The 18,620-nt window shown below is 50.3% G+C and carries 13 protein-coding genes; 3 read left to right on the top strand and 10 right to left on the bottom strand.

The window, feature by feature from the left end; genetic code table 11:
- The 5 genes from eptA to melR all read right to left on the bottom strand — a co-directional run bounded on the left by eptA (position 1) and on the right by melR (position 7,763).
- On the bottom strand, positions 1-1,638 hold the full coding sequence (gene eptA, locus LY264_RS22430; protein WP_048227452.1) for a phosphoethanolamine transferase EptA: 1,638 nt from the start codon (positions 1,636-1,638) through the stop codon (positions 1-3).
- A 146-nt stretch (positions 1,639-1,784) separates the two neighbouring features.
- Entirely contained in the window at positions 1,785-3,122 is a 1,338-nt protein-coding gene (gene adiC / locus LY264_RS22425) for an arginine/agmatine antiporter (RefSeq protein WP_003031853.1), read from the bottom strand.
- 127 nt (positions 3,123-3,249) lie between these two features.
- Positions 3,250-4,011, bottom strand: coding sequence for an AraC family transcriptional regulator (locus LY264_RS22420; protein ID WP_008786968.1), 762 nt, complete (start codon positions 4,009-4,011; stop codon positions 3,250-3,252).
- Positions 4,012-4,325: 314 nt separating this feature from the next.
- Positions 4,326-6,593 carry an arginine decarboxylase gene (adiA, locus tag LY264_RS22415; RefSeq protein WP_020996085.1) on the bottom strand — a complete coding sequence of 756 codons (2,268 nt, stop codon included), beginning with the start codon at positions 6,591-6,593 and terminating at the stop codon, positions 4,326-4,328.
- Positions 6,594-6,830: 237 nt separating this feature from the next.
- A complete protein-coding gene (melR, locus tag LY264_RS22410; RefSeq protein ID WP_048227451.1) occupies positions 6,831-7,763 on the bottom strand; it encodes a transcriptional regulator MelR in 933 nt (310 codons plus the stop codon).
- Between the two features lie 269 nt (positions 7,764-8,032).
- On the opposite strand from melR, the gene melA reads away from it, so the two are divergent.
- The 3 genes from melA (at position 8,033) to LY264_RS22395 (ending at position 11,168) form a co-directional block, all read left to right on the top strand.
- Complete coding sequence (gene melA / locus LY264_RS22405) at positions 8,033-9,388, top strand: alpha-galactosidase (RefSeq protein ID WP_008786970.1); 1,356 nt, start codon at positions 8,033-8,035, stop codon at positions 9,386-9,388.
- Positions 9,389-9,480: 92 nt separating this feature from the next.
- Positions 9,481-10,911 carry a melibiose:sodium transporter MelB gene (gene melB, locus LY264_RS22400; RefSeq protein ID WP_048227450.1) on the top strand — a complete coding sequence of 477 codons (1,431 nt, stop codon included), beginning with the start codon at positions 9,481-9,483 and terminating at the stop codon, positions 10,909-10,911.
- Positions 10,912-10,913: 2 nt separating this feature from the next.
- Positions 10,914-11,168 (top strand): SemiSWEET transporter, encoded by a 255-nt coding sequence (locus LY264_RS22395; RefSeq protein ID WP_071692454.1) that lies wholly within the window; start codon positions 10,914-10,916, stop codon positions 11,166-11,168.
- Between the two features lie 20 nt (positions 11,169-11,188).
- Here LY264_RS22395 and LY264_RS22390 read toward each other — a convergent pair whose 3' ends face one another.
- The 5 genes from LY264_RS22390 to LY264_RS22370 all read right to left on the bottom strand — a co-directional run bounded on the left by LY264_RS22390 (position 11,189) and on the right by LY264_RS22370 (position 18,108).
- Positions 11,189-11,812 (bottom strand): DUF2238 domain-containing protein, encoded by a 624-nt coding sequence (locus LY264_RS22390; RefSeq protein WP_071692453.1) that lies wholly within the window; start codon positions 11,810-11,812, stop codon positions 11,189-11,191.
- Between the two features lie 147 nt (positions 11,813-11,959).
- Positions 11,960-13,606 (bottom strand): class I fumarate hydratase FumA, encoded by a 1,647-nt coding sequence (gene fumA, locus LY264_RS22385; protein WP_008786974.1) that lies wholly within the window; start codon positions 13,604-13,606, stop codon positions 11,960-11,962.
- 96 nt (positions 13,607-13,702) lie between these two features.
- Positions 13,703-15,043, bottom strand: coding sequence for an anaerobic C4-dicarboxylate transporter DcuB (gene dcuB / locus LY264_RS22380; RefSeq protein ID WP_003031873.1), 1,341 nt, complete (start codon positions 15,041-15,043; stop codon positions 13,703-13,705).
- 717 nt (positions 15,044-15,760) lie between these two features.
- On the bottom strand, positions 15,761-16,480 hold the full coding sequence (dcuR, locus tag LY264_RS22375) for a two-component system response regulator DcuR (RefSeq protein WP_008786975.1): 720 nt from the start codon (positions 16,478-16,480) through the stop codon (positions 15,761-15,763).
- Positions 16,477-18,108, bottom strand: coding sequence for a sensor histidine kinase (locus LY264_RS22370; RefSeq protein WP_003826772.1), 1,632 nt, complete (start codon positions 18,106-18,108; stop codon positions 16,477-16,479). Before LY264_RS22370 ends, dcuR begins: the two co-directional genes overlap by 4 nt.
- Positions 18,109-18,620 lie beyond the last annotated feature (512 nt).

Raw genomic sequence — 18,620 nt, 5'->3', positions numbered from 1 at the left:
TTAGTCTCCCCGGCAGGGTTGCAGAATATCATCTGCCGCCTGATATTTCTGTGTTTGCACGCCCGTTAATCCCAGCAGAGTTGAGAAGAGATTATCCTGCGAGAAGTCTTCTGAGCTTGCCCGTTTTTGCAAACATGTCTGAGAGACCTGATAGCGTTGCTGATAATCCTCGGAGAGCCACAGCAGCATCGGCACATGTTTTTGTGTATCTGGTGCAATCGAATACGGCAGGCCGTGCAAATAGACGCCATTTTCCCCTAAGGATTCGCCGTGATCGGAAAGATACACCAGGCTGGTGGTGAAATTATCCTGATGTTCTTTCAGTATATTGATCGCTTTATCAACAATATAGTCAACGTAAAGAATGGTGTTGTCGTAAGTATTGACCAACTGTTGCTGCGAACAGGTCTGGATTTCGTTGGTATCGCAGGTTGGCGTAAATTTCTTAAACTGCGCAGGATAGCGGTTGTAATAGGTCGGACCGTGGCTGCCGATGGTATGCAGCACAATCACGCCGTCGCCTTGCAGATTATTAATGTACTCTTCCAGCCCGTGGAACAGGACTTCATCGTAGCATTCGCCGTCAATACACTGCCCTGGCAGGTTCAACTTAGTCATATTCTGGTGTGGAACCCGGTCGCAAGCCCCTTTGCAGCCGCCGTCGTTATCGTTCCACAGAACGTTAATTCCCGCCCGCTGAATGATGTCGAGTACGCCTTCCTGATGCTGTGCCAGTTCTTCGTCGTAGTGCGCGCGTGGCATATCCGAGAACATGCAGGGTACTGATACTGCCGTTGCCGTTCCGCAGGATGTGGTGCGGGGGAAATAGACCACATCATCTTTTTCCAGCAGCGGATTGGTCTGGCGCGAGTAGCCTGACAGCGAGAAGTTATCGCCGCGCGAGGTCTCGCCGAGAACCACAATCGTCAGGTTCTTACGCTTTTCTTTCACCATCAACGGATTGCGATGTGCATCCTCGCCAATGCGCACCAGCGGCAGGTGGGCCAGTCGCTGGTGTGAATACCAGGATGACGTCGCCACAATGCTGTTGGATGGACTGAGGGATTTCACCAGTTCTTTGTTGTTGCGAAACAGTGAGGCGTAATCTTTATAGAAGAACGCAGCGACCAGTACGATCAGTAGCGCGGAGATCAGAATGTTCGCGCCACGAAATAGTACGCTGCGCATAACTGGCGTGATCGGTTTGATTTTTACCCAGCAGGCAATGAGCGCGGCCAGAATGCCGCTCACCCCGAGTGTGATGAGCATTTGCGGCGTCAGCAAAGCAAAGGTTTCGGCGGGCGTAGTGTCCATCATATTGGCGATCATCGAGCGGTCGATGATGATGCCGTAGGTCATGATGAAATATTGGGCCGATGCGCCAACCAGAATGAAAATGCATGCCACCAGGCGATTAAGCCACAGGAATGAGGCCAGCGTCAGCACGATGTTCATGACGCTGAACGCGACGACCGGCATTGATAAAAACACCAGCACGTTACGCACAGAGTCCAGAGGCAGGTCTTGCAGCACTTGTTTATAGAACGCAATGTTCAGGAAGGTCGCAAGATAAAATGAGATCAGCAGAAGCCAGCTGATTAGCCCGAGAGTGGGCCTTTTAAACAAGAGCTTTAACATTAAGGGGGTTCCATCGACTATGTGGCGCAAATCCTCTCAAAGTAAAATTAAGCCAACCTTAAGTTCTTAATGTTGATTTTTCGAAGAGCGGTAGGAGAACGTTGACCCGATGAACTTACGCCATCGGGCCACGACGATTGTTGGCGTTAGTTATTGTTTACCGGGGCATCCAGTGGATACGGGTTTTTATGGATCCGGTTGTAGTTCAATGCGTACAGCGCGGTGATGATCATCAGCGTGACGAACGACCACATCACTTCTTTGGCACCGGAACCGACAACCGCCCAGATGCAGTAGACAAAGGCGATAAAGGTCACCAGTAAGTACATCGGGCGTGCTTTACCAAAGTGGCCATGGCCGAGCAGCAGCAGCGCGGCGCAGGTGTACAGATACGGCACCAGGGTGAAGATAACGGAAACCGAAGAGACCAGACCAAACTCTTTCGCTGCGTTTGGCGACATGCTGCTGAACTGGAAGATGGTCATCAGGATGCCGACGATAATTAACCCGGCCACTGGCGTACCGGCTTTGTTCACGCGGGCAAAAATCGGTGGGAACAGGCCGTCATCGGCTGCGGCTTTGGCGGTTTGCCCGGCAAGCAGCGTCCAGCCGCCCAGAGAACCAAGACACCCGGCAGCAGCACAGAAGGAAACTATCGCCCCAGCGGTGTCACCCAGCGCCATACGTGCGGCATCACCGAACGGAGAGGCTGATACACGCAGCGCCGCGTTAGGGATCATACCCATGATTGCGGTGGTGGAGAGCACGTAGCAAACAGCGGCAATCAGCACGCCGCCCATGGTAGCGATAGGTACGTTACGTTTGGGATTTTTAACCACGCCAGCCGCAACGGAGGCGCTTTCCACCCCGATAAATGACCACAAGGTGACGTTCAGAGTGCTTTGAATCGCGCCAAAGGTGTTCATCCCGCTGACGTTCCAGGCTGCCATATAGGTTTCACCGCGGAACCAGAACCAGCCGAAGACGGCAATCCCGACAATTGGCACCAGTGCCAGTACCGTTGCGACGGCCTGCACGCGGGTGATCATTTTCGGTCCGACAATGTTCAGTAATACGAAGATCCACAGCACTACGACGCAGGTTAGCGTCAGGACCAGCGGATCTTTTAAGATGGGGAAGAAGTAGCTCAGGTAACCGACGCCAATGACCACCATGGCGATGTTACCAATCCAGCAGGCCAGCCAGTACAGCACGTTGGTCTGGTAGCCCAAAAAAGGACCGAAGCAGCGGCGGGCGTAAGCATAAGAACCACCGGGACTGGAGTCTAAGGACGACATTTTGGCGTACACCATCGACAGTGCCAGAGCACCGATAATCGTGACCAACCATCCGTAGATTGCAATCCCGCCAGTTGACGCAAGGTTTGCGGGTAGCAGGAATACACCGGAACCCATAATATTCCCCGACACCATAAGGGTGACGGGGATTAAGCCCACTTTGTGAGCATCAGCATCCGTCGACATATTTTTTAACTCCTGATAAGGATAAATGACGCCTTATCATACCTCGTCAAAAGTCTGTTTAATGATGACGGAGCTGGGGTATCGCTAATGCTGATATTATTATGGCTTATCGCTAACTGATTAAAAATCAGGCGGCGGATGGCTCCCTATGTTGGCTAACATAATGCAGAGGCGTCATCCCATAGAACTCTTTGAATACGGAGATAAAGTATGAGGTACTGTTATATCCACACAGTTGAGAGACCTGAGAAATGTTTTTGCCGTCCATCAGTAATTGATTGACAGCATATCGCATGCGACATGTGGTAATTATTTGGCTGTAACTTGTATTTTCACTTTTGAGCTTTTTCTTTAACAAACTGGGACTCAGACATAAGCAACTGGCAACCATGCTTAAATTCCAGTCTTTATGTATATCGCTCTCAATAATGTGATAAACGCTATCGCTGATACAGTTGCGTAGCATATACATGAGCAAAGAAATAAACTTTTTGCTGTCGAGAAAGCGTGATAACACCGTGAACAGTAGCGAACGCGTACGCTCTCTTTCAGCTTCGTTCACTGTGTCCATTACGCTGTGTTGGGCAGCCACCCTGAAGACATCCGGCGTCAGACACGCGGCGGTCATCACTGGGCTGGCACTGCGTTGCCAGAGTGGGATCTGTGAAAGGTCTTTATTTAAAAAGCGCAGATAATCTTTAATGATATCGCGGCTGATATGTACGACCAATGCGTTATTAAGTGATGAGAAATCGATAATATTATTATCGCATGCCACCAGTGCCATATGATTAGCTTTTAAACTGATGGCTTCTTTACCGTTAATCCTTAACCAAACATCCTTCTCCGTTAATACAACAACACAAGCTTCTTTGCTGCAAAGCCTCATACCCAACTCCAGGAATATGAACATAAAACACCGTAGCTCAACATCAGATGAGCCAAATCGGCTAAATTGAAATTGTATGATGAAACCAGGACTGCAATAAAATAACGTGTCTGAAATTAATTACAATGTTTGGCGGGATTTTTCTTATGTACACATTTTTGTACGCAAGTGGAAAGGCGCTATTTGCGTATAAAAAAAGCGCGGGGTGGTCCCGCGCAAAAAGGTATGACAATGTTATTGTTTTGCAGCAATACTCAGGAATTACTCAAGCATGACATGTCTACCTTAAACATCGGACTATCTATAAAACGACATTATGCTTTCACGCACATAACGTGGTACACACCGTCAATAATTTCCGTTCCTTCGGTTTCATGTTCAAATCCAGGGAAGTGGTGGTCCCAGGACTGCAACGAACGTAGATAACTAATCTGCGGGCTATTGGCGTCGCCAAAGTTTTCCCCGGACAGCAGCATCGGAATTCCTGGTGGGTAAGGAATAACGGAATTCGCGGCTATACGACCCGGCAGATTTTCAATGGCCACCATCTCAACGTTATCGCTGACTATCGCGTTATAGGCTTCACGCGGGGTGATTTCAGCAACAGGCAGGCCGGAGTAGGCCGCGTTAAGACGTGCGCCTGGGTTGTTCTCTTTCAGCCAGGCGAACATGGTGTCGCCCAGATCGTGAATGCCCATGTTGGCGTAAGTGTCTGGATGTTCCTCAACCAGTTCTGGCATCACCTGTGCCAGCGGGGTATTGGCATCGTAATGGTGTTTGAAAGAGCACAACGTGTTGATCAGTGTGCCCCATTTCCCGCGGGTAATCCCCATGGAGAACAGGAACATAATCTGGAAATCGGTGGTGCGTGTCGGCACGATGCCGTGACGGCCAAGCCAGGCGGTGACCAGTGCAGCCGGTACGCCGTTCTCTTCCAGTTCACCATCGTCGCCCATCCCCGGAGCCAGAATGCTGACTTTGATCGGGTCCAGCATGCTCCAGTTATCCGGCAGGTCTTTAAATCCGTGCCAGGATTCACCCGGGCGCATTACCCAGCAGTTCTGGTCGGTGGTCAGGAGTTGGGTTGGCGCATCGGCAAAGTCATAGGTTTTGCCGGTCTGCGGATCGGTCACAATCTCTTTGTTCCACGGTTTGAAGAACCAGTCGCCTTCGGCGGTGAATTCTTTGTACAACCGTGCCATGGCCTGACGGAAATCGACCGCTTCGTCGATCACTTCCTGGGTGAGCGACAGGCCGCTGTTACCGTCCATCATGGAGACCGCCACGTCGTTTGAGGCGCAGATGGCATACAGCGGAGAGGTAGTGGCGTGCATCATGTACGCCTGGTTAAAGCGGGAGAAGTTCACGGCCCCACGACCTTCACGAACGTGAATGTAAGATGCCTGAGAAAGCGCATTCAGCAGTTTGTGGGTCGAGTGGGTGGCAAAAACGGTAGGACCGTTATGATCGCCCGGCGCGCCACGCATGGCGTAGTGATCGGCGTAAATTGGGTTGAAGCGAGCATAGCCATACCAGGCCTCATCGAAATGGATGCGATCGCTGGTTTGCGCGAGCAGGTCCTGGGCCTCTTTGGCGTTGTAGCAAACACCGTCGTAGGTACAGTTGGTCACAACGCTGTAAGACGGTTTTTGCCCGGCTTTACCTTTGGTCAGCGGGCTTTCGCTGATCTTTTTCTGCAATGTTTCAGGCTGCATTTCCTGCGGGTAGATAGGCCCGATAATGCCGTACCGGTTGCGGCTTGGCACCATGTACACCGGTTTTGCCCCGGTGAGGATAAGCCCCTGCTCGATGGATTTATGGCAGTTACGATCCAGCACCACGACGTCATCATCGGTCATACAAGCCTGCATGATGGTGCGGTTAGAGCCGGAAGTCCCGACCACCACGGACCAGGAGCGGTCAGCGCCAAACACGCGGGCGGCATATTTTTCGCTCTCGCCAAACGCGCCGGTATGATCCAGCAGCGAGCCGAGCGATGCGCGTTCAATACCCATGTCGCTACGGAATAAGTTTTCACCATAGTAATCATGGTAGAAACGACCGGCCGGCGTTTTGGTGAATCCGACGCCGCCCTGGTGACCCGGAGCTGCCCAGGAGTATTCATGGATGTCGCCGTACTTCATCAGCGCGCTGAACAGCGGTGGCAGAAGTTGTTGGCGGTAGCGGGTCATCGCCGCAACGGCGCGACCGGCGATAAAGTCTGCGGTATCTTCCAGAATCCAGGCGAATTCATCGACAAGCTCCAGCAGGTCGCGATCCAGCGATGCGGTGGCTTTTTCGCGATCGCCCAGCAGGAAAACGGGAACGTTTTGCTGGCGCTCGTGGAGCTTGCCGATCAATTGCCTGACGTTCAGATGCTCGTCTTGTTGTTCCATTTGATAGCTGAACATCAGGCAATCAATGGCTTCATTGGCGGCGAGGATTGCGTAACCATCGTCGAATGAGGTGGACTTAATGACGGTAACATTTTGGCGGCTTAATGCGTCAGCCAGACGTTCGACAGCGCTACCGACCCAGGTGTCCTGATGCAGAAACTCACTTTCAACAATTAATACTTTCATCATCTTTTACCCGGTTGTGGAAAGGTTGCAATCTATGAATTGCAGACACACCGTATGAATGTGACGCAGGCAAGTATTATCCTGTCAAAATGGGCTGTAAAGCGGGTAAAAAATAGTCCGATTTGTGTTTAATTTGTTTTTAAACAGTAGGTTATGTTTGCTTGTTGGCGGTTTTTCACCGCCGTTTATCGACAGGGGGAATATTTTTTTGGCTGATACTGATATTGCCGAATGATATTAACCAGCGATTGTTTGCCGATGCTGCTGGCTTAGTTTGCGGTACTGCTGCGGCGACATGCCGACAAACTTGCTGAAGGTGTCATAAAAACGGCTGCTGGATCGGAATCCGGCGGTCAACGCAACGTCGAGAATGGTTTTATCGGTATCGCTAAGCAATGCGCGGACGTGATTAATCCGCATTGCCGTGATGTACTGCTTCAGGGTGAGTTGCATTACGCGTTGGAAAATCCCCATCGCGTAGTTGGCGTTGAGCTTCACGTGTTCCGCGACGTCGTTGATGGTGAGCGCCTGATCATAGTTGTCGGCAATAAAGCTCAGCATTTGGCTGACGTAAAACTGGGCGTGCCTCGACACGCTGTTTTTGTGGGTCCGCGAGGTTTTATTGACCAGGATAGGCTGCCAACCGGAAAGGCTAAACCGTTTGAGCATCAGACCAATTTCATCAATGGCGAGCTGGCGAATTTGTTCGTTCGGGTTGCTCAGTTCCTGTTGCCAGCGCTGAACCTCAAAGGTGCTCAACTGCTGCGACGCCAGCGATTTGATGACCATTCCATGTGTAACATGGTTGATCAGCTCGCGATCCAGCGGCCAGGAGAGGAAAAGGTGCATCGGTAAATTGAAGATAGCCATACTTTGGCAGTTGCCCGGACGCGTGAGCTGATGCGGTGTACAGGCCCAGAATAGCGTGATGTGTCCCTGTTTTATCTGCACGACTTCGTTGTTGATAAGGTACTCGACGTCACCATCAAACGGAACATTGATCTCCACCTGCCCATGCCAGTGGCTGGCAGGCATAGCATGCGGTGAGCGCAACTCGATATCCATCCGTTGATATTCTGAGTACAGCGATAGCGGGCTGCGGGTTTGTTCTTCATCGCTACTGCACATGTGCGGATCGGGAGGGAGAGGCGATGTCGGTAATGTACTCATGGTTGCTCCATTTCCTGAATTATCAGAATCATGTCATTTAACACGTATTAAGGCTGAGAATCAGGACACAAATTGGACCGTTACCATTGAGCATAGCGACATTTTGCGGCCGCATACTCTGCTTTTTGGGTAATTTTGTCCCATAAACTCAGATCCAATAGGGCGCAGAGTGATGATCTGAGTTTATGGGAATGCTCAGCAGGGAAGTCGGAGGTTTTCATCTATGCGCTGTGCCACCATGACTGTGTTCACTAATGTTCTGGAGAGTCATGATGTCTGCACCCAAAATTACCTTTATCGGCGCCGGTTCCACGATTTTCGTCAAAAATATTCTTGGGGACGTCTTTCACCGCGATGCGCTTAAATCTGCGCATATCGCCTTGATGGATCTCGATCCTACGCGTCTGGAAGAGTCACACGTTGTTGTGCGCAAGTTGATGGATTCTGCGGGCGCGTCTGGACGAATCACCTGCTATACCGATCAAAAAGCAGCATTACAGGATGCTGATTTTGTGGTGGTCGCTTTCCAGATTGGCGGCTATGAACCTTGTACCGTCACCGATTTTACGGTGTGTAAACGCCATGGTCTGGAGCAGACGATTGCCGACACGCTGGGGCCGGGCGGCATTATGCGCGCGCTGCGCACCATCCCGCATTTATGGCAGATTTGTGAGGATATGACCGAAGTCTGTCCGCAGGCCACAATGCTTAACTACGTTAACCCGATGGCAATGAACACCTGGGCAATGTATGCGCGCTATCCGCATATTAAGCAGGTTGGGTTGTGTCATTCGGTGCAGGGGACGGCGGAGGAGTTGGCCCGCGATCTGAACATCGACCCTGCTTCTTTGCGCTATCGCAGTGCCGGGATCAACCATATGGCGTTTTATCTGGAGCTGGAGCGCAAAACGGCGGACGGTGCCTATGTGAATCTCTACCCGGAACTGCTGGCGGCCTATGAATCCGGTCAGGCGCCGAAACCAAATATTCACGGAAATACCCGTTGCCAGAACATTGTGCGTTATGAAATGTTCAAAAAATTGGGGTATTTCGTCACCGAATCGTCGGAGCACTTCGCTGAATATACGCCGTGGTTTATCAAACCGGGGCGTGAAGATCTGATTGAGCGCTATAAGGTGCCATTGGATGAATATCCGAAACGTTGTGTGGAACAGTTGGCGAACTGGAAAAAAGAGCTGGAAGAGTACAAAACGGCTGAGCGGATCGACATTAAACCGTCGCGCGAATATGCCAGCACTATCATGAACGCTATCTGGACCGGTGAACCGAGCGTCGTGTATGGCAACGTTCGCAATGACAATCTGATCGATAACCTGCCGCAAGGCTGCTGCGTTGAGGTCGCTTGTCTGGTTGATGCGAATGGTATTCAGCCAACGAAAGTCGGGACTCTCCCGTCACATTTGGCGGCCATGATGCAAACCAATATCAATGTTCAGACCCTGCTAACGGAAGCCATCCTAACGGAGAATCGCGATCGCGTTTATCACGCGGCGATGATGGATCCGCATACCGCCGCGGTACTGGGGATTGAAGAGATTTATGCTCTGGTGGACGACCTGATCGCGTCTCACGGCGACTGGCTGCCGGCCTGGCTGCACCGTTAATACACAATCACGCCGGGCATTGCATCCGGCGTTTAACCTCTGACGTTTCCTCTTACAGAAGGCGGGCGCTGGTAACAGCGACCCGATACCCTATGAGCATATCTCTGACAACAAAACTCAGTTATGGATTTGGAGCGTTTGGTAAGGATTTCGCCATCGGTATTGTGTACATGTACCTGATGTATTACTACACCGACGTAGTGGGATTATCGGTGGGGCTGGTCGGAACGTTGTTCCTGGCGGCAAGGATCTGGGATGCGGTAAACGATCCCATCATGGGCTGGATTGTGAACGCCACCCGATCGCGCTGGGGAAAATTTAAACCCTGGATCTTGCTCGGTACGCTGGCGAACTCATTGGTGCTGTTTTTGCTTTTTAGCGCACATCTTTTTGAGGGTACTGCGCAGGTCGTATTTGTTTGCGTGACGTATATATTATGGGGAATGACCTACACCATTATGGATATTCCATTCTGGTCACTGGTGCCAACCATTACGCTGGATAAACGCGAGCGTGAACAACTGGTGCCGTACCCCCGTTTCTTCGCCAGCCTTTCTGGGTTTGTTACCGCAGGCGTGACGCTGCCTTTTGTGAGCTATGTTGGCGGAGCAGATCGTGGTTTTGGTTTTCAGATGTTTACACTAATTCTCATCGCGTTCTTTATCGTTTCCACCGTTGTGACGCTACGGAATGTGCATGAGGTTTATTCGTCAGACAGTGAGGCCACGGCAGACAGCAGTCGTCTTGGGTTGAAAGCGATCGTTGGGCTCATCTATAAAAATGACCAGCTATCCTGCCTGTTAGGTATGGCACTGGCTTACAATATTGCATCTAATATCATTGCTGGCTTTGCCATTTACTATTTTACCTACGTGATTGGCGATGCAAGTCTCTTCCCGTACTACATGTCTTACGCAGGTGCGGCAAACCTGTTGACGCTGATTTTCTTTCCTCGGCTGGTAAACGCGTTGTCACGACGGATCTTGTGGGCTGGGGCATCGGTGTTGCCGGTGCTTAGCTGTAGCGTACTACTGGTGATGGCGCTGGCAGATTTCCATAATATCTTACTGATTGTTATAGCGGGTGTTTTACTGAATATTGGTTCTGCGCTTTTCTGGGTGTTGCAGGTCATTATGGTGGCGGATACCGTTGATTACGGCGAATACAAACTTAATGTTCGTTGTGAAAGTATCGCTTATTCGGTGCAGACAATGGTGGTAAAAGGTGGGTCAGCATTTGCCTCTTTCTTTATCGCGTTGATACTCGGAGTGATTAATTACGCGCCAAATGTCGCGCAGTCTGCCGAAACCATCGTTGGCATGCAGTTTATTATGATAGCGCTACCCGCACTCTTTTTTGTGGTGACCTTAGTCCTATATTTCCGCTTTTATCGACTGAATGGCGACACCCTGCGCAGGATCCAGATCCATTTACTGGATAAGTATCGCAAGGTGCCGCAGCACCATGAGCAACCGGATATCCCGGCTATTGCGGTAGTGGCTCCAGGCGATGTGAAGGCATAGCGATGGAATGGCATTCGTTGATTGGGTATTTGGCGGCCAGCCTGACAACGCTCTCTTTCTTACCGCAAGCCATTAAGGTTATTGCCACCCGCAACACGCAAGGCATCTCCAGTTTGATGTATGTGATGTTTGTGTGCGGGCTGGTTTTGTGGCTGATTTACGGATTATTGATTGAAGATACTGCCGTCAGCATGGCGAACTTTCTGACACTGTTGTTCGCCTTGCCGATTCTGGTTATCAAGTATCGCAGTAGGTAATGTAGATTGCCGGAGAAGCGTTAGCGCTCTCCGGCCGTTTTCAACTGCCGATTGTGCCAGCCCGCTAACGCGAGGACCATTGTTAACGCACCGAGCAGGGCGCAGAACATGTCCGACTGGGTATCCCACGGATCACCTTGCGTGCCAAGGAAGTCATCCGCACCTTGTCCCATTGCCAGCGCCGCCCACCATTCGATCAGTTCATACATTGCGCTAATCGCCAGTGCTACGCAGCAGACCAAAAATGCCAGCATCTTACGACCACGGACAATATTGCCGCGCACTAAAATCTCTCTTGCCGTCAGGGCTGGTACCAGCCCCTGGAAGAAGTGGCCCAGCTTGTCATAGGGGTTTCGACTGAGATCCAGCCATTCCTGAACCTGAAAACCGACGGGGACTTTGGCGTAGGTATACATCCCGCCTACCATCAGAATGATGGCGTGCAAGAAAATCAACGTATAAAGCAGCGGCGTCAATGGGTACTGCTTCATGGTTGCCAGTAACAGCGGGACGACAATAATGACTGGCGTGACTTCCATCAGCCAGGTGATTTTCTCCGAGGCAGAGATACCGGTGTAGATAAGAATCAGCGCCAGGATCAATGCGCCGGTGCGCAAGATTGTGGGGTTCAGAGTGCGGAGCATTGCGAATTCACACGTAATGGAAAAGGTCACTATTCCCTGTGAACGGCAAAAATTCAATACCAGTAAATGGGGGGATAAAGTTGGCCCGGGGGGATCGCTGGACTGACGCCAAAAATTTAGTGCCAGTCCAGTGCCGGGCCGAATGGGTTACTTCGCGCAGTTAGCGCATTGTTTGCTGACGATTTGCTGGAAGAAATCGTTGCCTTTGTCATCGACCAGAATGAAAGCCGGGAAATCTTCTACTTCGATTTTCCAGATAGCTTCCATACCCAGCTCCGGGTATTCCACGCATTCCAGATGCTTAATGCTCTGCTGCGCCAGTACCGCTGCTGGTCCACCGATGCTGCCCAAGTAGAAGCCGCCGTGTTTGTGGCAGGCGTCAGTCACCTGCTGGCTACGGTTACCTTTTGCCAGCATGATCATGCTGCCGCCGTGAGACTGCAACAGGTCAACGTAGGAGTCCATACGACCCGCGGTGGTTGGACCTAAAGAACCGGACGGGTAGCCTGCAGGCGTTTTGGCCGGACCCGCGTAGTAGATCGGATGATCTTTCACGTACTGCGGCAGACCTTCGCCGGACTCAATACGTTCTTTTAACTTCGCGTGGGCAATGTCACGACCAACAATGATAGTACCGCTCAGTGACAGACGAGTAGAAACCGGGTACTGAGAGAGCTGGGCGAGGATCTCTTTCATTGGGCGGTTAAGGTCAACTTTAACCACTTCGCCTTCGCCCGCCTGGCGCAGAGATTCCGGAATGTACTGACCTGGGTTATGTTCCAGTTTTTCAATCCAGATCCCTTCGCGGTTGATCTTGGCCTTGATGTTACGGTCTGCGGAGCAAGAAACACCCATACCAACCGGGCAGGACGCGCCATGGCGAGGCAGGCGGATCACGCGGATATCATGTGCGAAGTATTTCCCGCCGAACTGAGCACCAAGGCCGAGTTTCTGCGCTTCTTCCAGCAGTTCTTGTTCCAGTTGCAGATCGCGGAACGCCTGGCCGTGAGCATTACCTTCAGTCGGCAGCGCGTCATAGTAGTGTGTGCTGGCCAGCTTCACCGTCTTGAGGGTGCTTTCCGCTGACGTACCGCCAATAACGAATGCGATGTGATACGGAGGGCAAGCTGCGGTACCCAGCGTGCGCATTTTCTCAACCAGGAAGTTTTTCAGTTTGCCGGGAGTCAGCAGCGCTTTGGTTTCCTGATACAGATAGGTTTTGTTGGCTGAGCCGCCGCCTTTGGCCACGCACAGGAATTTGTATTCGTCGCCGTCCACGCTGTACAGATCGATCTGTGCGGGCAGGTTGGTGCCGGTATTCACTTCTTTGTACATATCCAGCGCCGCGTTTTGTGAGTAGCGCAGGTTATCTTCGATATAGGTATTAAATACGCCTTTGGAGAGCGCCGCTTCATCGCCGCCGCCGGTCCAAACACGCTGACCTTTTTTACCCATGATGATTGCCGTACCGGTGTCCTGGCAGGTTGGCAACACGCCTTTGGCGGCGATTTCGGAGTTTCTCAGGAACTGCAGCGCCACGTACTTATCGTTTTCGCTGGCTTCGGGATCATGGAGAATTGAGGCGACTTGCTGTTGGTGTTCTGGGCGGAGCATGAAGGAGGCATCGTGGAAGGCTTGCTGGGCCAGTAGTGTAAGTGCTTCAGGGGCTACTTTCAGGATTGTTTCGCCTTCAAACTCGCCGACGCTGACGTGATCGGATGTCAGCAGGTAGTACTCAGTTTTGTCTTCCCCCAGTGGGAAAGCCGCCTGGTAAGTGAATTCAACTTTTGACATTTGCTTCCAGCCTTTTCATTTTTCTCAGGAATTTTAAAATTCTCTGTGTCTTCATGGTGGCGTGCCGTACCAACGTGGACGGCACGCGAACTGTGATTACAGGAAACCGTACATTGCGGCGAAGATCCAACCAAAGACACAGGATACGCTTACGCCGATCAAGCCAGGCAGAATGAAGCTGTGGTTGATAACGAAGCGGCCGATGTGGGTGGTGCCGGAACGGTCAAACTGGATAGCAGCCAGATCGCTCGGGTAGGTCGGCAGAATGTAGTAACCGTAACATGCCGGAGCAGAAGCCACGATGTACGCGGGATCAACCCCGATTGCCAGCGCGACCGGAACAATCGCTGCCAGCGCCGCTGCCTGGGAGTTTACAAATTTGGATACCAGCAGCAGAACAATTGCATAGGCCCACGGATACTCTTTCACCATATTGCCCAGCACACCTTCGATTTCTGTCATGTGCGCGCCGAACATTGTTTCTGCCATCCAGGCAATACCGTACACCGCCACAATCGCGATCATACCGGAACGGAAGACTTCGTTTTTAGATATTGAAGCGGGATTGGTCTTCGTCAAGATAATAATCAGCGCACCGGTCAGCAGCATGAACATCTGGATAACCAGCACCATTGACAGCGGTTTGCCGCTAAAGGTAGGACGCAGCTCAGAGAACGCGCCAAGCACGGCAACAACGGCGATAGCAGCCAGGAAGATCCACATGGCCAGCCAGTTGCTTTTCGGCAGCTTTTTGTCTAACAGCGTGGCGGTATCGCCATACACATAGTTGTGGTTTTCAGGTACGGAAATGAACTTCTGGAATTCTTCATCTTTATCCAGATCCTTACCACGGAACCAGCTGAAGATACCGATCGCCAGGATACCCAACAGGGTAGACGGGATGGTGATGCTGAGCAGGTCGAGGAATTCGAGATGCTTGCCTTCAAACGTTACGTTACCCAGCATTGCCACCAGTGACACCACGGCTACAGAAACCGGGCTGGCGATAATCCCCATCTGCGCGCCGATAGAACTCGCCGCCATCGGACGTTCCGGGCGAATATTGTTCTTAATGGCAACGTCATAAATGATTGGCAGGATGGTGTATACCACGTGCCCTGTACCGCAGAGAATCGTCAGGGTGCAGGTAACGAAAGGTGCGACGATGGAAACGTATTTTGGGTTACGGCGCAGCAGCTTTTCAGCGATTTGCAGCATAACGTCAAGGCCGCCGGAGGCTTGCAAGGTTGCCGATGCGGCCACCACGGCAATAATAACCAGCATGACATCTACAGGTGGTTTACCCGGCTGGAGATGGAAAACGAAAACCAGAATGACCAGGCCGATACCGCCTAATAAACCCAGCGCGATACCGCCCTTTCTGGCACCATAAAACAAACATATTAATATTATGAGAAGTTGTATACTAAATAACATTTTATTTACCCTCGCGAAAAACCCAGTCAATTTTTTGAAAAATGGATCTGTGCCACATTCTTTTTTGCCAGAATAAGCATCAAAAAATGGTCAGTATTCGATATGTCCGTATTTGCGATTAATGTTCAAATGTCTTGCTAGAATGTTTTTTTAAAGTTATGGCGATATTTAGTTTTTTTCTGTGGCTTTGATCAGAGGTGAGAATCCTCAGGCGATGGGAAGCAGAGCTGAACATGGAGAGCCGCGGTTGACGCTGTAATTTATCTGTTTTGCGTTTTCCGCTATTACATGAACCACCGGCAGAATGAGTGAGTGGGTTATTTATGTGATCACGGTCACGCCATTTCATGATGTGATGAAGTTGGCGTGGGGATACTTTTATTTGCTCACAAAAATGTACGGTGTCCATGGTACGTAGCATGGTCTCCATTGCTACCAGTCTAGATTTTGTATGTCTGGTTAATTTCAGACTAATCCTTTATGGGTAAAAATACACACTCTGCGAGTTAGATAATACTTAATTAACTTTTGTTATCGATTTTGAAATTAAAAACAGTGTGATGTTTGTCAATATTAAAATAATACATTTAACATGCCGGATACAAATATATTTGATCTAACGCAAATTTATAATTTTACAGTGCCAGCTGGTGAAATTGGGATTTTTCATTATTTTAATAATTGTTACTTTCAAATAACAAATAATCCCAAGTGTATTTATTGGCAATATTGTTTAAGCAATGAGTAGTGTTCAGCCTGCACGCGATAACGATAAACAGGTCTGCCGGTCACGCCATAATGGATGCTGGTAAATAAGATGTGACAATTGACGAGCCAGATAAGGTATTTACGGCAAGAGACGCGCGAGATATTGACCTCGTTGGCCAGCTCATCCGTGGAGAACTCCTGATCCTGGTGCTCATCAATCCACTGACACAGCGTGCGTAACGTTTGTGGCGTTAACCCTTTAGGTAAGCGCCGTGCTTCCTGTTCATTGGAAGAGCTGCCGTGAATCAGCTGGTCAAGCTCAGACTGTTCATAATACTGATGCTTGTCCATCTCATTTTTCTTGTGCAGCCAGCCGGTGAGCGCCTCTTCAAACCGGGAAGCCTGGAAAGGTTTGATCAGGTAGTCAACAACACCGTAGTGAAGTGAATCTTTGATGGTGGTGGCATCAGCGGCGGAAGAGATGACGATGACATCACACTTGCAACCTTCGCTGTGCAGAACCGGTAGCAGGTCCAGACCGTTTTCTTTTTGCATATAAATATCTAGCAAAATCAGATCGATATGATGACCGCTATGAAAGATTATCTCTTTTGCTTTCTCCAGCGTGGAGGCTGTGCCGCAGCAGTGAAAACCGGAGAGTTGCGCGACATAACGGCGGTTTAATTCCGCTACCATTGCATCGTCATCGACAATTAAGACATTGATCATCTGCTGGCCCTCTCACCATTCCACGGTAACTGTACAAAAAATTGGGTGAAGATCCCAGGTTCAGACTCGACGGAAATATTACCGCCAACGTTTTCAACCTGTTGTTTAACAAGCGCTAAACCAACGCCCCGTTCGGTTCCTTTTGACGAAACGCCCTTCTCAAAGATGTGCTCAATGTTTTCGGGGGCAATCCCCGGACCATCGTCATTCACTTCGCAATGCAACCAGCCGTGTCGATAATGCAAGGATACGCTGATCTCACCACCAGGTTCTTGACCTAGCGCTTCCAGGGCGTTTTCAATCAGATTCCCCAGAACGGTAATCAGCACCGCCACCTGATCTTCGTTGCTATTTTCCGGTAACTGGCTTTCATTGCTAATGACCAGACTATGGCCTAAATCAGATGTGCGATTAATCTTACTGAGTAAAAATCCTGCGATCACCGGTGATTTTATTTTTCCTAACAGTGAGCCAATTTCTTCCTGATAATTGTTTGCGGTCTTCAGGATGTAATTTTCAAGCTGCTTATAACTTTTCAGATGCAATAATCCCAGAATCACGTGCAATTTATTCATGAATTCGTGGGATCGTTCACGAAGTGCGTCGGCATAGTTGACCATACCATCCAGACGTTGCATTAGTTTTCGGACTTCAGTCTTATCTCTGAATGTTGAAATGGCACCGATGATTTTACCGTTGCTGAGTACCGGGACCGTGTTAATTAAGAGTAGCCGATCCTTCACCATGATCTCTTCATCGCGGCGCGGCGTTCCGTCATGTAGTACCTGTGAAAAATCGACCACCTGTGACCACGCATGGCTGAGTGTGGAGAGCTGGGCATCATCTTGTGATTTGTGATAATCCAGCAGCTCCTGCGCAGCCTGGTTAATCAGGGTCACTTCACCGCATTCGTCAACGGCAATAACACCTTCCTTTATAGAGTGCAGCATCGCCTGGCGTTGTTCGAACAGATTGGAGATTTCATAAGGCTCCAGGCCAAACAGAATGCGCTTGAGGACTTTGACAAATACCCATGTACCGAGCAGTCCAACCAGTACGCCAAATAAGATTGACCAGATGATGCTGCCGCGGCTGTTATTGATCTGCTCAGTCACCCGGCTTAGCTCAAGGCCGATCGACACGACGCCAATCTGCCGGTGATGTTCGTCATAGATAGGAGTAAATACACGTAGAGCTTTAGCCAGGAATCCGCGATTAATGGCGACATTCTCTTTACCCTGCAGGGCCAGCAATATGTCATCACCTTTAAATGGCTGACCGATTCGCTGCGCTTCGGGATGGGAGTAACGAATGCTTTGCATATCAGTGACGACGATGAACAAAAAGTCGTTGCTCTTATTCACCGCCTGGGCAATCGCCTGAATGCCGCTTTCCTCGGGCTTTTTCATTAGTCCCTGGCGGATCTCCGGAGAGTTGGCTAGCGTTCGTGCGACCGCAAGCGCTTTACTCGCTAATGCATCGCGCGTCATGTTGCTGATCTGCGAGAAATAAATCAGATGAACGACAAGCAGCACGGAGAAGAGTACTGCACTAACCATGAGGATCACGGTGGTGCCAAGCTTCATCGGGCGTTTACGTATAGCAGTACGTTGCAGGGAGTATCTCATCACGGTCCTGAAATCACGGTTTGTGCGGGTATTATTGCCTGATGGGGTGCGTAATTCAAAGGTGGTAGGGATTATGGCGCTTAAGTTGTCAGTCCTTCTTCTTTATATAGCGTAGAGTGAATTTCTTTCTATATAGAGGTTTTCATAATAGAGGTTTTCATACCGATTCTCTCCCTTTTTAGGGACGCTTACAGATAATTTCCTTACGATTGTGGATAACTCTGTGTGTAAATGGGTATAAGGCGGGGTTTTGCTGTGGAATGCAGCAGTCAGTCATTTTTCTGTCATTTAAGGGTTGCGGGCCGCAGGAAACTCCCTATAATGCGCCTCCATCGACACGGCGGATGTGAATCACTTCACACAAACAGCCGGTTCGGTTGAAGAGAAAAACCTGAAAATGAGGGTTGACTCTGAAAGAGGAAAGCGTAATATACGCCACCTCGCGACAGAGCGCTAAAGCGCGTCGCAACTGCTCTTTAACAATTTATCAGACAATCTGTGTGGGCACTCGA

This window comes from Citrobacter portucalensis (assembly GCF_023374935.1).
Classification (GTDB): Bacteria; Pseudomonadota; Gammaproteobacteria; order Enterobacterales; family Enterobacteriaceae; genus Citrobacter; species Citrobacter portucalensis.
This window is presented reverse-complemented; position numbering and strand designations above follow the sequence as displayed.